This is a genomic window from Streptomyces sp. O3, assembly GCF_054788135.1.
Genome location: NZ_JBTVYK010000049.1, coordinates 22,703 through 37,681 on the forward strand (window position 1 = coordinate 22,703; position 14,979 = coordinate 37,681).

The 14,979-nt window shown below is 71.2% G+C and carries 13 protein-coding genes; 9 read left to right on the plus strand and 4 right to left on the minus strand.

The features are described from left to right. Positions 1-61: 61 nt before the first annotated feature. The 7 genes from ACX6XY_RS22990 (at position 62) to ACX6XY_RS23020 (ending at position 8,356) form a co-directional block, all read left to right on the plus strand. Positions 62-721: an SCO family protein gene (locus tag ACX6XY_RS22990; RefSeq protein WP_460333907.1), complete on the plus strand. Its 660-nt coding sequence runs from the start codon at positions 62-64 to the stop codon at positions 719-721. Beyond that, positions 718-1,218 (plus strand): copper chaperone PCu(A)C, encoded by a 501-nt coding sequence (locus ACX6XY_RS22995; protein ID WP_460333910.1) that lies wholly within the window; start codon positions 718-720, stop codon positions 1,216-1,218. The genes ACX6XY_RS22990 and ACX6XY_RS22995 overlap by 4 nt, the downstream gene beginning before the upstream one ends. A 14-nt stretch (positions 1,219-1,232) precedes the next feature. Continuing rightward, positions 1,233-3,302: a copper resistance CopC/CopD family protein gene (locus ACX6XY_RS23000; protein ID WP_460333913.1), complete on the plus strand. Its 2,070-nt coding sequence runs from the start codon at positions 1,233-1,235 to the stop codon at positions 3,300-3,302. Between the two features lie 7 nt (positions 3,303-3,309). Next, entirely contained in the window at positions 3,310-4,698 is a 1,389-nt protein-coding gene (gene efeB / locus ACX6XY_RS23005) for an iron uptake transporter deferrochelatase/peroxidase subunit (RefSeq protein WP_460333916.1), read from the plus strand. 124 nt (positions 4,699-4,822) lie between these two features. Continuing rightward, on the plus strand, positions 4,823-5,758 hold the full coding sequence (gene pheA, locus ACX6XY_RS23010; RefSeq protein ID WP_460333919.1) for a prephenate dehydratase: 936 nt from the start codon (positions 4,823-4,825) through the stop codon (positions 5,756-5,758). A 448-nt stretch (positions 5,759-6,206) separates the two neighbouring features. Next, positions 6,207-7,484, plus strand: a complete 1,278-nt coding sequence (gene serS, locus ACX6XY_RS23015) for a serine--tRNA ligase (RefSeq protein ID WP_460333922.1) — start codon at positions 6,207-6,209, stop codon at positions 7,482-7,484. Then, positions 7,481-8,356, plus strand: coding sequence for an HAD family hydrolase (locus ACX6XY_RS23020; protein ID WP_460333925.1), 876 nt, complete (start codon positions 7,481-7,483; stop codon positions 8,354-8,356). Before serS ends, ACX6XY_RS23020 begins: the two co-directional genes overlap by 4 nt. A 210-nt stretch (positions 8,357-8,566) precedes the next feature. Here the strand turns inward: ACX6XY_RS23020 and ACX6XY_RS23025 are convergent, their stop codons facing one another. From ACX6XY_RS23025 to ACX6XY_RS23040, 4 genes are read right to left on the minus strand one after another with little or no spacing between them, the layout of a single operon-like run. After that, complete coding sequence (locus ACX6XY_RS23025; RefSeq protein ID WP_460333928.1) at positions 8,567-9,286, minus strand: ABC transporter permease subunit; 720 nt, start codon at positions 9,284-9,286, stop codon at positions 8,567-8,569. A gap of 16 nt (positions 9,287-9,302) precedes the next feature. Then, positions 9,303-10,214 carry an ABC transporter ATP-binding protein gene (locus ACX6XY_RS23030; protein WP_460333931.1) on the minus strand — a complete coding sequence of 304 codons (912 nt, stop codon included), beginning with the start codon at positions 10,212-10,214 and terminating at the stop codon, positions 9,303-9,305. After that, positions 10,211-11,092, minus strand: a complete 882-nt coding sequence (locus tag ACX6XY_RS23035; RefSeq protein WP_460333934.1) for an ABC transporter permease — start codon at positions 11,090-11,092, stop codon at positions 10,211-10,213. Before ACX6XY_RS23035 ends, ACX6XY_RS23030 begins: the two co-directional genes overlap by 4 nt. Then, a complete protein-coding gene (locus tag ACX6XY_RS23040; protein WP_460333979.1) occupies positions 11,089-12,108 on the minus strand; it encodes an ABC transporter ATP-binding protein in 1,020 nt (339 codons plus the stop codon). Before ACX6XY_RS23040 ends, ACX6XY_RS23035 begins: the two co-directional genes overlap by 4 nt. Positions 12,109-12,337: 229 nt before the next feature. On the opposite strand from ACX6XY_RS23040, the gene ACX6XY_RS23045 reads away from it, so the two are divergent. After that, positions 12,338-13,183, plus strand: coding sequence for a M24 family metallopeptidase (locus ACX6XY_RS23045; RefSeq protein WP_460333937.1), 846 nt, complete (start codon positions 12,338-12,340; stop codon positions 13,181-13,183). Then, the gene (locus ACX6XY_RS23050; RefSeq protein WP_460333940.1) at positions 13,180-14,976 is read left to right on the plus strand and encodes an SDR family oxidoreductase; all 1,797 of its coding nucleotides are present in this window, start codon (positions 13,180-13,182) and stop codon (positions 14,974-14,976) included. Before ACX6XY_RS23045 ends, ACX6XY_RS23050 begins: the two co-directional genes overlap by 4 nt. Positions 14,977-14,979: the final 3 nt, after the last annotated feature.

The window sequence follows — 14,979 nt, forward strand, 5'->3', positions numbered from 1 at the left end:
CCGCTCCCCGCGGACCGGCGTGCGCCGGGACCACGACGCCTCCTACTTGGGAACATCTCTCATGCGCAAGAAAACCCTCCTGACCGCCGCGGTGCTCACGGCGGCCGCCCTGACCCTCTCGGCCTGCGGCGGCAGCGACGACGGCAACGCCGAGAAGCCGCTGGCCGAGGTCTCCACCGAGCAGGACACCAAGGCCGCGACCGTCCTGGACCGGCCCTTCATCAAGCCGGACATGGTGCTCCAGGACGCCAAGGGCGAGAAGTTCGACCTGCGCGAGCGGACCAAGGGCAAGCCGACGCTGCTCTACTTCGGCTACACCAACTGCCCCGACGCCTGCCCGCTGGTCATGAGCAACATCGCCATCGCCAAGAAGTCCCTGTCGGCGGCGGAGCGGGAGAAGCTCCAGGTCATCATGGTCACCACCGACCCGGAGCGGGACACATCGGAGCAGCTCGGCACCTGGCTCAAGGGCCAGGACCCGTCCTTCATCGGCCTGACCGGCGACTTCCCGACCATCCAGGCGAGCGCCCGCTCCCTGGGCATCACCATCGAGGCGCCGGTCAAGGAGAAGGACGGCACGGTCACCTCGATGCACAGCAAGCAGGTCATCGCGTTCTCGCCGAAGACCGACGCGGGGTACGTCCTCTACAACGCCGACACCGTCACCGACACCGAGCTCGCCGCCGACCTGCCGAAGCTCATCAAGGGAGAGAAGCCGTGACCGCCGCTGACGTGGTGACCGCCGCGCACACCCCGGCCCGCCGCCGCGGCGCCCTGATCGCCGCCATATCCCTGGCCGCGGGCCTGGCGCTCGCGGGGTGCGGAGGCGAGGACTCCGACGCGTCGGCCGCGCCCGAACTGAAGGTCAGCGGGGGCTTCGTGCCCGAGCCCGCGTCCGCCGACATGGCGGCGGGCTTCCTCACCGTCACCAACAGCGGCGCGAGCGCGGACCGGCTGACCTCGGTCACCAGTGACATCGGCGAGATCACCATGCACGCCACCGAGAACCAGGCCATGAAAATGGTGCGGTCCTTCGACGTACCGGCGAACGGCGAGCTGGCGCTGGAGCGCGGCGGCAACCACCTGATGCTCCAGAAGCTGAAGCACCAGCCGAAGCTCGGCGAGAAGGTCGCGGTGGAACTGCACTTCGCCGAGACCGGCACCGTCAAGGCCGAGCTCGACGTCAAGGCGGCCAACCACAACCCGAAGACCCAGTAAGGGACTGACCGTTGATGAAGGCCACCGCCGCGCGTACCGCCGCGCGTACCGCAGGGCAGTCGCTGCGGCTGCTGCTCCTGCTGTGCGCCGCGCTCGGCACGCTGCTGGTCGGCGCGGCGCCCGCGTCCGCGCACGCCGTGCTGACCGCGAGCGACCCGGTGCGGGGATCCGTCGTCGAACAGGCCCCGTCCGAGGTGACGCTGACCTTCTCGGAGAAGGTCGCGCTCTCCGACGACGCGATCCGGGTACTCGACCCGACCGGCGAACGGGCCGACGCGGGGAAGATCGAGGACCTGAGCGGTGACGGCGTCGTCCGGCACGGTGTGCGGTTGCGCGCGGGCCAGCCGGACGGCACCTTCACGGTGGCCTGGCAGGCGGTGTCCGCGGACAGCCATCCGATCTCGGGCGCCTTCACCTTCTCCATCGGCGCGCCGTCCGCCACCACGGTCGAGCTGGCGGACCAGACGGGCGGCGGTGGCGTCGTCGGGACCCTCTACGGGGTCGCGCGCTACGCCTCGTACGGCGGCTTCCTCGTCCTGGTCGGCGGGGCGGCCTTCGTCCTGGTGTGCAGTCCGCGGGCGGCCGGGCAGCGGCCGGTGCAGCGCCTGGTCGTACGGGGCTGGCTGACGCTGACCGCGGCGACCCTGGCGATGCTGCTGCTGCGCGGCCCGTACACGGGGTCGGGGGAACTCGCGGACGCGCTCGACCTGGGCGGCATCGGGGAGGTGCTGAACACCAAGACGGGGGCGGCGCTGATCTCCCGGCTGCTGCTCCTCGCGGTGGCCGCGCTGTTCGTCGCGGTGCTGTTCGGGGCGTACGCGCGGCGCGAGGACGCTGAAGGGGGCGGCCAGGGCGGTGGCTCGGGCGGTGGCTCGGGCGGTGGCTCGGGCGGTGGCTCGGGCGGTGGCTCGGACAGGAAGGACCTCGCCTTCGGGCTCGGCGTCGGGGGCGGCGTCGTCGCGGCCGGTCTCGCCGCGACCTGGGCGCTGTCCGAGCACGCGTCCACCGGCATCCAGACGCGGCTGGCGATGCCGCTCGACGTGCTGCACATGCTGGCGGTCGCGACCTGGCTGGGCGGGCTCGCCGCGCTGCTCGTCTCGCTGTACCGCACCCCGGCGGTCGAGCGGACGGCGGTGCGGCGCTTCTCGCGGGTCGCCTTCTGGTCGGTGGCGGCGCTGGTCGCGACCGGCGTGTATCAGTCGTGGCGTCAGGTCGGGTCCTGGTCGGCGCTGACCGGTACGTCGTACGGGCAGCTGCTGATCATCAAGATCGGCCTGGTGGTGGTGATGGTCGGGGTCGCGGGCATCTCGCGGCGCTGGACGGCGCGGCTGGTCGAGGTGAAGGCCGCGACCGCGGCGGACATCTCTATCGGCGAGCAGCGGACGGTCATGCCGCCGAAGGCCAAGGCGAAGGCGCGGGCCGCGGCCAAGGCGAAGGGCGCGGCCAGGTCCGGGACGGCCGCTGGGGCCTCTGTGGGGGCCTCTGTGGGGGCCTCTGCTGACGGCGATCCCCGGCGCGCCGCCCAGTTGGCCCGCCAGCGGGACGCCATGGCCGTCGCCCGCGCCAAGCGGGACCGCGACGCCGACCAGGAGCGCTCGGGCCTGCGCCGCTCGGTGCTGGCCGAGGCCGCGGTCGCGGTGGTCATCCTGATCGTGACCACACAGCTGACCGGCACCGAACCGGGCCGCACCGAGGAAACGGCGGCGGCCCAGGGAGCCGCGGCGGGCGCCGCCCGGCCGACGGGGCCGATAGAACTGACGCTGCCCTTCGACACGGGCGGCGAGAACGGCAAGGGAACGGTGCGGGTCGAGCTGGCGCCCGGACGGGTCGGCGTCAACGAGGTGCATGTGTACGCCCTCGATCCGCGGAGCCAGCCGTTCGACCTGGCGGAGATCAGGATCTCCTTCACGCTCACGTCCGAGAACATCGGTCCGCTGCCGGTCACGCCGGACCGCGTCACCACCGGACACTGGAGCAGGAGCGGGGTGCAGATCCCGATGGCGGGGGACTGGCAGGTCAAGGCGACCGTACGGACCTCCGACATCGACCAGGTGACCGTGGACAAGAACGCGAAGATCGGCTGAATCAGGCATGGCGAACACCTCTTCCACTCCAGACGGCTCCCCCGCTCCGGGCACCTCTTCCACTCCGGACACCCCTTCCGCTCCGGGCGGCGCCCCTGCTCCGGGCGGGATCTCCCGCCGTCGGCTGCTCGGCACCGCGGGCGTCACCGGTGCCGCCCTGGGCGTCGTGGGCGCGGGGGCCGGATACGCGGCCGGGCGCGCCGCCGCCGAACCCGCGGCGGAGGCCGCCGCGCCGCTCACCTCCGTCGGCTCGACCGGCGTCGCCTTCGAGGGCGAGCGCCAGCCGGGCATCACCACGGCGTCGCAGTCCTGCGGCCATCTGGTCGCCTTCGACCTGACGCCCGGAGCGGGCCGCAAGGAGGCGGCGGCCCTGCTGCGCCGCTGGTCGGCGACGGCACGGCGGCTGATGGACGGCGAGGCGGGCCTCGGGGCCGGGTCTGAGTCCGGGTCCGGTTCGGGCTCCGGGTCCGGGACTGGGTCGGGTGACAGCGGGATCGCGCTGGACGCGGGGCCCTCGTCGCTGACCGTGACCTTCGGGTTCGGGCACAGCTTCTTCTCCCGTACGGGCCTGGAGAAGCAGCGCCCCAGCGCGCTCGACCCTCTTCCCGACTTCTCGTCCGACCGGCTCGACCGGGCCCGCAGCGACGGCGACCTGTGGGTGCAGATCGGCGCGAACGACGCGCTGGTCGCGTTCGACGCGCTGCGCGCGATCCAGCGGGAGGCCGGGTCGGCGGCCCGAGTGCGCTGGCAGATGAACGGCTTCAACCGCTCGCCCGGCGCGACCGCGCGGCCGATGACGTCCCGCAACCTGATGGGGCAGGTCGACGGCACCAACAACCCGAAGGAGTCCGACGACGACTTCGCGCAGCGGATCTTCGTCCCGAACGGGGGCGATCCGGCCTGGATGGCGGGCGGCTCGTATGCCGTCGTACGGCGGATCCGGATGCTCCTCGACGACTGGGACGGGCTCTCGCCAGCCGACCAGGAGACGGTCATCGGCCGCCGGAAGAAGGACGGCGCTCCGCTTTCGGCGGGTCCGGAGGGCACCGAGACCACCGAGATGGAGCTGGACAAGACCGGCGACGACGGCAAGGTGCTGGTCGCGGCGAACGCCCACGCCCGGATCTCGCGGCCCGACCAGAACGGCGGCGCGGCCATGCTCCGCCGCCCGTTCTCTTTTCACGACGGTTTCGACGCGGACGGGAAGCCGGACGCGGGGCTGCTGTTCATCTGCTGGCAGGCCGATCCGCTGCGCGGCTTCGTACCCGTGCAGCGCAAGCTCGACCGGGGTGACGCGCTGTCGGCGTTCATCCGGCACGAGTCGAGCGGCCTGTTCGCGGTACCGGGCGGGGCGGGCAAGGGCGCGTATGTGGGGCAGCCGCTCCTTGAGTCCTGACCGGCCGGGGCTGCACTGGCTGGCTGGGGCTGGACTGGCTGGGGCTGGGCTGACCGGCCGGGGGCTGGGCTGGGCGGACTGGCTGAGCGGGTCGGGAGTGCGGCGGGCCCATTAGGGTGACCGTATGTCGGCTACGCGCTACACCTACCTCGGCCCTGAGGGCACCTTCACCGAAGCCGCGCTCCGTACCCTCCCGGAGGCGGCCACCCGCGAGCTCGTCCCGATGGTGTCCGTGCCCGCCGCCCTGGACGCGGTGCGCGGCGGCGAGGCCGCGGCCGCCCTGGTCCCCATCGAGAACTCGGTGGAGGGCGGCGTCACGACGACCCTCGACCAGCTCGCCACCGGCGAGCCGTTGATGATCTACCGCGAGGTGGTGCTGCCGATCGCCTTCGCGCTGCTGGTGCGCCCCGGTACCGCGCTGTCCGACATCAAGACGGTCACCGGCCACCCGGTCGCCCAGCCGCAGGTGCGCAACTGGCTCGCGAAGCACCTGCCGGACGCGCTGTGGGAGTCCTCCGCCTCCAACGCGGACGGGGCGCGGCTGGTCCAGGAGGGGAAGTTCGACGCCGCCTTCGCGGGTGAGTTCGCGGCGGCGACGTACGGCCTTCAGGCGCTGGTCTCCGACATCCACGACGCGCAGAAGGCCGCGACCCGCTTCGTGCTGGTCGGCCGCCCCGCGCGGCCCGCCGCGCCGACCGGCGCGGACCGTACGTCGGTGGTGATCTGGCTCGGCGACGACCACCCCGGTGCGCTGCTTGAGCTGTTGCAGGAGTTCGCGGTGCGCGGGGTCAACCTGGTGCGGCTGGAGTCGCGGCCGACGGGTGAGGGCATCGGTACGTACTGCTTCTCGGTGGACGCCGAGGGGCACATCACGGACCGCCGGGTCGGCGAGGCGCTGATGGGGCTGAAGCGGATCTGTCCCCAGGTGCGGTTCCTGGGGTCGTATCCGCGGGCCGGGGTCACGCGCGGGGACGTACGGCCGCTGCGGCCCGGCACGTCGGACCAGGAGTTCCTGGCGGCGTCGGACTGGCTGACGCGCTGCCAGGACGGTCGTTTCTGAGTTATCCACAGGCCCGCCTCCCCGCCTGGGGATAAGTCGACAGCCGACTGGGGCGCAGTCGACAAATCGCCCTAGAGACCGCGAGTGCGCCCACAGAGGGGCGGGTCATCGTTCGTCACCCCAATTCCTTTGATCAACTCTTTGGGGTGGGTGATTTCCACTCGAAAGCAGGCATGAATCGGGTTTGAAACGGGAACGCCGCAACCCGCATTCCGTCTGGTCAGAATGAGAACCGGGAGTCCACAGACCTTGAGCACAGCCTGTGGATAACTCGCGCGGGCTGTGCGCTTCTGTGGACAAGCGTCGCCAACTTCCGCCACGGGCAAGGACAATCGATCACCGGCGGCACGGCGATCCACCCTCTCATAAATCGTCCCAATTGGGACAAAATTGAGCACAGGGGGATATCGAGTCGTAGGCCGGAAGCCCACACCGGTAGCCTTGAGGGGTGATTGACCTTCGCCAGCTCCGTGAGGACCCCGACCGTGTCCGCGCATCGCAGCGCGCCCGTGGAGAGGACGTCGGCCTGGTCGACGCCCTGCTCTCAGCCGACGAGCGGCGCAGGTCGTCCGGCGTCAGCTTCGACGAGCTCCGCGCCGAGCAGAAGGCGCTCGGCAAGCTCATCCCCAAGGCCACCGGGGACGAGAAGACCGAGCTTCTGAAGAAGGCGGGCGAGCTCTCCGCCGCCGTCAAGGCCGCGAGCGCCGCGCAGGACGAGGCGGAGGAAGAGACCAAGCGGCTGCTGAGCCAGCTCGGCAACCTCGTCCATCCGGACGTCCCGGTCGGCGGCGAAGAGGACTTCACGGTCCTGGAGACGCACGGCACCATCCGCGACTTCGGCGCCGAGGGCTTCGCGCCCAAGGACCACCTGGAGCTCGGCGAGGCGCTGGGCGCCATCGACGTCGAGCGCGGCGCCAAGGTGTCGGGCTCGCGCTTCTACTACCTGACGGGCGTCGGCGCGCTGCTGGAGCTCGCCCTGGTGAACGCCGCGATCGCGCAGGCCACCGAGGCCGGGTTCACGCCGATGCTCACCCCCGCGCTGGTACGGCCGCGCGCCATGGAGGGCACCGGCTTCCTCGGCCAGGCCGCGGAGAACGTCTACCAGCTGGAGAAGGACGACCTCTACCTGGTCGGCACCTCCGAGGTCCCGCTCGCCGCGTACCACATGGACGAGATCCTCGACGCGGACAAGCTGCCGCTGCGGTACGCGGGCTTCTCGCCGTGCTTCCGCCGCGAGGCCGGGACGTACGGCAAGGACACCCGCGGCATCTTCCGGGTCCATCAGTTCGACAAGGTCGAGATGTTCTCGTACGTCGCTCCGGAGGACGCCGAGAACGAACACCGGCGTCTGCTGGAGTGGGAGAAGCAGTGGCTCACCGGGCTTGAGCTGCCCTTCCAGGTGATCGACGTGGCCACCGGCGACCTGGGGGCGTCCGCGTCGCGGAAGTTCGACTGCGAGGCGTGGATTCCGACCCAGGGCAAGTACCGCGAGCTGACCTCGGCGTCCAACTGCGACGGGTTCCAGGCCCGCCGCCTGTCGGTGCGGATGCGCGACGGCAAGAAGGTCCAGCCGCTCGCCACGCTGAACGGCACGCTGTGCGCCGTACCGCGCACGATCGTGGCGATCCTGGAGAACCACCAGCTGGCCGACGGGTCGGTGCGGGTGCCCGAGGTGCTCCGGCCTTACCTGGGCGGGCGTGAGCTGCTTGAGCCGGTCGCCCGATGACGGGCGCCGCCGAGGTCGGTGGGGCGTCCGCGTCCCCGCTTCCGTCCGCGTCCGTGTCCCCGCTTCCGTCCGCGTCCCCGTTCCCGTACCGGCTGATCGCGACCGATCTGGACGGGACGCTGCTGCGCTCCGACGAGACGATCTCGTCCCGGACGCGTGACGCGCTGAAGGCCGCCTGCGCGGCGGGCGCGGTGCATATCGTCGTCACCGGGCGGTCGGCGCCCTGGACCCGGCACATCCTCGACGACCTCGGATACGAGGGGCTCGCGGTGTGCGGCCAGGGCGCGCAGGTCTACCACGCGGGGGAGCACCGGCTGCTCACCTCGGTGACCCTGGACCGCCAGCTGGCCGGTCTCGCCGTGTCGAAGATCGAGGCCGAGGTCGGGCCGCTGGCCCTGGCCGCGAGCCGGGACGGCGTCGAGGGCGAGGTGCTGGTCGGCCCCGGCTACCGGGTGCAGGACGGGCCACTGCCGGTGGTGGAGTGCGCGGACACCGCCGAGCTGTGGTCGGCCCCGCTGAACAAGATCTACCTCCAGCACCCCGGCCTCACCGACGACGAACTGGCCGCGGTCGCGCGGCAGGTCGCCGGGGATCTGGTGGGCGTGGTGATGGCGGGGCCCGGCGTCGTCGAGCTGCTGCCGCTGGGGCTGACCAAGGCCACCGGGCTCTCGCTGGCGGCGCGCCGCCTGGGCGTCAAGGCGGCGGACACGATCGCGTTCGGCGACATGCCCAACGACATCCCGATGTTCGCCTGGGCGGCCCATGGCGTAGCCATGGCCAACGCTCACCCCGAACTGAAGGCGGTCGCGGACGAGCTGACCGCCTCCAACGAGACCGACGGCATCGCCCTGACCCTGGAACGCTGGCTCTAGCCCCAGCACGGCTCGTCGGTCGTCCCACCGTCGTGAGGGGGTGGGGTGGGCGTACGTCCCGTCTACCCGTTGTGGGCATACGTTCCGCAGGGCGGAACGGGTGGGCACAACCCACCCGACCCCGGTGACCGGTCTCGCTTGGGCCGCAGGGCGACACCCTCCCCGCTGAGGGGGACACGGGGGCACCCCGTGTAACCAGGGGGGCGCGGGCTACTCCTCGCCCGCTAGCGTCAGCGTGCGCAGCTTCTGGCCCGCGTACCAGGTCGCCGCGACCGTGACCACGGCCAACAGCACCGCGCCGGTCGGAAGCGCGACCGCGGAACTGACCAGCTCCCCGCCCGCGACGTTCTCCGCGAGCGCGAGGGCCCACTGCTGAACGCTGAGCGTCTTGGCGCCCTCGATCAGCGAGCCGAACAGCGCCTCCCAGACCAGGGCGTAGACCAGGCCGATGACCATCGCGTGGCGGCTGACCGTGCCCAGGAGCAGAAACAGCGCGGCGTACGCGATCGACGCGACCAGCGCGGCGATGGTGTACGCGACGGCGATCTGCTGTCCGTTGCCGTTCAGGATCATCCCGGCGATGAAGGTGGGAATCGCCGAGAACGCCATGGTCACGGCGATCGCCACGGTCAGCTTGGTGAGGATGATCGTCGGCCGCTTGATCGGCTTGGCCAGCAGATACACCACCGAGCCGTCGTCGATCTCCGGCCCGATCGCGCCGGTGCCCGCGATCACACCGATCAGCGGCACCATCGTGGCGAGCGCGAACCCGCCGAGTACGTCGGCGGCGATCTGGTCGTCGGCGCCGCTGAAGGCGCGCACCGCCCCGGCGATCACCAGCAGCAGCGCGGGCAGGAGGAACAGGATCATGGCCCGGCGGCGGCCGAGCAGGGCCCGGTAGGTGAGCCGGGCGACTGTGGGGTCGTACATCTTCGTCAAGCTCCCTTCAGGCCGCGACGAGGTAGGAGAAGACCGACTCGAGGGACTCGTCGGACGGCGAGACCGTGAGCAGTCTGATGCGGTGCTCGCGGGCGACCCTCGGCAGCAGTTCGGTGAACCGGCCGAAGTCCACGGCCTGTACCCGCAGCGCGCCTTCGGCCAGGTCCACCTCGATGCCCGCCGTCGACGGGTCCGCGATCAGCGCGGCGGCCAGCGCGCGGTCGTCGCTGGAGCGCACCAGATAGCGGTGCGGGCGGTCGGTCATCAGGCGGCGGATACGGCGGAAGTCACCGCTGGCCGCGTGCCGTCCGGCCACGATCACCTCGATGTGCGCGGCGAGTTGCTCGACCTCCTCCAGGATGTGCGAGGAGAACAGCACGGTGCGGCCGTCGGCGCCCATCCGGCGCAGCAGGTCCATCAGGTGCATGCGCTGACGCGGGTCCATGCCGTTGAACGGCTCGTCGAGCAGCAGCACGGACGGGTCGTGGACCAGCGCGGACGCCATCTTCACGCGCTGCCGCATGCCCTTGCTGTACGTGGCGATCTTGCGGTCCTCGGCGTACTCCATCTCGACCGTGGCGAGCGCCCGCCTGGCGGCCTGCTCGTCCAGGCCGTGCAGTTCGGCGTTGGCGACGACGAACTCCTTGCCGGTGAGGAAGTCGTACATCGCCTCGCGCTCGGGGACGATGCCGATCTCGCGGTAGACCCGCTCGTTGCGCCAGATCGTCTCGCCGTCGAGGGTCACCGTGCCGGTGGAGGGCGCCAGGAAGCCGCCCAGCATGTTGATCAGGGTGGACTTGCCCGCGCCGTTGGGGCCGAGCAGACCGGTGACTCCGGGGCCGATCGTCATCGTGATGTCGTTTACGGCTACGACGTTGCCGAACCAGCGGGAGGCGTGGTCGATGGTGAGCGTGGTCACAGTCCGGCCTTTCGGTAGCGGCGCATCAGGGCTCCGTACGAGCCCGCGATGAGCGCGAGGACGACCAGCAGGTAGACGACGCCGGTCGCGGTGCTCGGTCCTTCCCCTCCGGGGAAGGCGGAGGACGCGCCGAGGAAGGCGGTCTGTACGCCGTCGATCAGCGTGATGGGCGAGAACAGCCCGAGCCAGGCGACCGCGCCCGTGGAGCCCTGTTCCCAGGCGATGGCCTGGACGGTGGACACCGCGCCGTACGAGACGGTCAGTACGGCGATCACGGCGGCCACGCCGAAGCCTCGGCGCGGGGTCAGCGCGGCGAGCACCAGGCCGATACCGGCGAAGAGCAGCGAGAGCAGCGCGACGGAGATCAGGCCCTGTGCGAAGCCCTTGGTCTGGTCCGCGAAGTCCATCTTGGCGAGCAGGGATCCGACGTAGAGGATGACGACGGGGGCGGCGGTCAGGGCGAAGAGGGCCGAGGCCATCGCCGCGTACTTGGCGACTACGTAGTCGATCCGTTCGATCGGGCGTGAGAAGTACAGCGGTACGGTCTTGAAGCGCAGGTCGCGGGAGACCGACTGGGGCGCCTGGGCGGCGAGGAAGAGCGCGATGACGGCCTGGGTGACGATCGCGTAGCGCGTGTAGTCCAGCGGCAGGTCGTTCAGCTCGGTGGCGACGGCGACCGCGACGATGATCAACGCGGGCAGGCACATCACCGCGAGCAGCAGCATCGGCAGCACCTTGGACTTGGCGCTGCGGCCGAGACCGTAGGCGCCGCGCAGGGACTGTGCGTACAGGGACCTGCGGGCGTACGCGCGGCCCAGGCGCGGGCCGTCGTACTCGCGATAGCCGATGTTGTGGATCTGGGTGGTCTCGGTGCTCATCGGGGCTGTACCTCCGGTGCCTGTGCGGCCGGGGCCTGCGGGTCCGGGGTCTGCGCCGGCGCCTCCGCCTCGTCCGGCCTCGTGTGGAAGACCTCCGAGATGTGGTGGCGGCGCTGTTCCATGCGGACGAGGCCGAGGCCGAGGTCCGCGACGGTGTCGCGGACGATGTCGTACGTCTGTTCGCCGGTGGCCTCGATCAGCAGGATGTGCCCCGCGCCGGGCAGGCCGTCCGCAACGCCTTCGGGAGTCCCGTGGAGCGTGACGCCCGCGGTGGTGAGGGCTTCGCGCAGCGCGGCGCTGCCGTCCGGGTGGGTGTCGCTGTCGGTGACCTCGACCGCGAGGGTTCCCATGGTCTGGGTGAAGTCGCTGGTGGAGCTGGACCGCAGCAGGGAGCCGCCGTCGATGACGACCACATGGTCGCAGGTGCGCTCCAGTTCGCCGAGCAGGTGCGAGGTGACCAGGACGGAGATCCCGAAGTCGGTGTGCACGCGGCGGATCAGGTCGAGCATGTCGTCCCGGCCGACCGGGTCGAGGCCGTTGGTGGGCTCGTCCAGGAACACCAGCTCGGGGTCGTGGACCAGCGCCTGGGCCAGCTTGACCCGCTGCTTCATGCCGGTCGAGTAGCCGCCGATGGGGCGGTATCGCTCCTCGTAGAGCCCGACGTGGCGCAGGGTGTCGGCGGTCCGCTCGCGCGCCGCGGTCGGCGGCAGGCCGGACATCCGGGCCATGTGGACCACGAACTCGGTGGCCGAGACATCGGGCGGCAGACAGTCGTGCTCCGGCATGTAGCCGACCCGCTCGCGGATGTCACCGCCGTGGGTGGCGACGTCGAGGCCCAGCACACGGGCACGGCCCTCGGTCGCCGGGGACAGACCAAGAAGGATCTTGATCAGGGTGGACTTGCCAGCTCCGTTGGCGCCGACGAGTCCGGTCACACCGGGCCCGATGTCCATGGAGAGCCGGTCAAGGGCGGTCACCCGAGGGAACCGCTTGCTCAGGCTTTCGGTCGCGATCACAGTCACGTTTTCGACGGTAGTGACGCGGGGCCCGCCCGGCGTCAGCCCTGGAGGCTGCTTCGGTCTCCGACTTCGGGCGTACGCGCCCGTAGGGGTCATCCCCGGAGGCATAGGGGCCGGGAGTTTTCCACAGGTGTGCCGCGGGCCTCTTGACGCAGCCGCCGGGCATTGTCACATTCATCAGTGTCAAGTTACGAGCACGTACCGCACACGGGACGGGTGGCAGTGCATGGCCTCAGCAGTGATGTCTGAACTCAGCGCGGAGCTGCGGGGGTTCAGGGAAGTCCAGACCCTGGCGTACGAGTGCGCGGAGGCGGTCGCGGCGCAGCTCAAGCCGGGGGTGACCGAGCGCGAGGCGGCGCGGATGCAGCGCGAGTGGCTGCGGGAGCGCGGGGTGCGGGACTGGTTCCATCTGCCGTTCGCCTGGTTCGGGGACCGTACGGCCTTCGTCGGGTTCAAGGTGCCGCTGCAGTTCTTCCCGACCAACCGGAAGCTGGAGCCGGGGATGCCTTTCATCCTCGATATGGCCCCGGTCTACCGGGGGTACACCTCCGATATCGGGTACTCGGGGTGTCTGGGTCTGAATCCCGTGCACGACAGACTCCTCGCGGATCTGCGGGCGCACCGCGAGCTGATCCTGCGCGAGGTCCGCGAGCGGCGGTCGCTGCGGGAGATCTACGAGGACGTGGACCGGCTGATGGTCCGCCAGGGCTACGCCAACCGGCATCGCGCCTATCCCTTCGGGGTGATCGCGCACAAGGTCGACCGGATCAGGGAGCGCCGCTGGTCGCCGACCGTGTTCGGGTTCGGCGCCCAGGCACTCAAGGGCCTGGCGGGGGACGCGATCCACGGGCACCGCGACGGCTGGTCGCCGCTGTGGAGCCCGTACCGGTTCTCCGACCATCCGCCCCAGCCGGGCCTGTGGGCGGTCGAGCCGCATCTCGGGTTCCGGGGCACGGGCGCGAAGTTCGAGGAGCTGCTGGTGGTCACCGACTCGCGTGATCCTGAGGAGAGCGCGTTCTGGCTGGACGACGATCTGCCGCATGTGCGGCGTTGGGCGGAGGACGCGGCATGAGCGGGCAGGCTTTGGCTGGGGCGCGGGAGCGCTGGGTTCGTACCGGCGGGGTGGAGCTGTGCGTCGCCGAGCTGGGGGACGCCGCACAGCCGACCGTGCTGCTCGTGCACGGCTATCCGGACTCCAAGGAGGTCTGGGCCGAGGTCGCCCAGCGGCTGGCCGAGCACTTCCATGTGGTGCTGTACGACGTCCGCGGCCACGGTAGGTCGACGGCTCCGGCACCGCTGCGGGGCGGGTTCACCCTGGAGAAGCTGACCGACGACTTCCTCGCGGTCGCGGACGCGGTGAGCCCGGACCGGCCGGTGCATCTGGTGGGGCACGACTGGGGCTCGGTGCAGTCCTGGGAGTTCGTCACGGTCCGTCGCACCGAGGGCAGGATCGCGTCCTTCACCTCGATGTCGGGCCCGTCCCTCGACCACTTCGGGCACTGGATCAGGAAGCGGATGGCGCGGCCGACCCCGCGCCGGGTCGGCCAGCTGCTCGGCCAGGGCGCCAAGTCCTGGTACGTGTACCTGCTGCACACCCCGGTGCTGCCGGAGCTGGCCTGGCGCGGCCCGCTCGGCAGCCGCTGGCCGAAGATCCTGCGTCGCGTGGAGAAGGTCCCGGCCGGGGACTACCCGACGCCGTCGCTGCCGTCGGACGCCGCACACGGCGCCTGGCTCTACCGGGACAACGTCCGGGCCCGGCTGCGCAGGCCGCGGTCCGACGCGTACGCGCACGCGCCCGTACAGCTGATCACGCCGACCGGCGACCTGTTCCTGTCCCCGGTGCTGTACGAGGAGCTGGAGCTGTGGGCGCCCCAGCTGACCCGCAGGACCCTGCCCGCCAGGCACTGGGTGCCGCGTACCCGGCCCGACCAGCTGGCCGCCTGGATCACGGACTTCGTCCGGACGCACGAAGACCTCGGACTGACCTCGGCGAAGGGGGCCGCCGTGTCGGCGCGGAACACCCTGGCCACCGGGCGGCACGCGGACCGGTTCGGCGGCCAGCTGGTGCTGGTCACCGGGGCGGCCAGCGGCATCGGGCGGGCCACCGCCTTCGCCTTCGCCGACGCCGGGGCCAGGGTGGTGGCCGTCGACCGGGACGCCGACGGCGCGGCCCGCACGGCGGAGCTGTCCCGGCTGATCGGCTCTCCCGACGCCTGGGCCGAGACCGTGGACGTCAGCGACGAGCAGGCCATGGAGAAGCTCGCCGAGAAGGTCGCCACAGAGTACGGCGTGCCGGACGTCCTGGTGAACAACGCCGGAATCGGTCTCTCCGGCTCCTTCTTCGACACCACGGCCGAGGACTGGAAGAAGGTCCTGGACGTCAACCTGTGGGGCGTCATCCACGGCTGCCGGATATTCGGCAGGCTGATGGCGGACCGCGGCCAGGGCGGCCATATCGTCAACACCGCGTCGGCCGCGGCCTATCAGCCCTCCCGCGCGCTGCCCGCGTACTCCACGTCGAAGGCGGCGGTGCTGATGCTCAGCGAGTGTCTGCGTGCCGAGCTGGCGGGCCAGGACATCGGGGTCTCCGCGATCTGCCCCGGTCTGGTGAACACCAACATCACCGCCACCGCCCGGTTCGCCGGGGTCGACGCGACGGAGGAGAAGCGCCGCCAGCGGAAGTCGTCGCGGCTGTACGGCCTGCGCAACTACCCGCCGGAGAAGGTCGCCGACGCGGTGCTCGACGCGGTGGTGCGCGACCAGGCCGTGGTTCCGGTCACCCCCGAGTCGCGCGGCGCCTATCTGATGTCCCGCTTCACGCCCAGGGCGCTGCGCGCGATCGCCCGGTTGAAGCCGCCCCTGTGATAC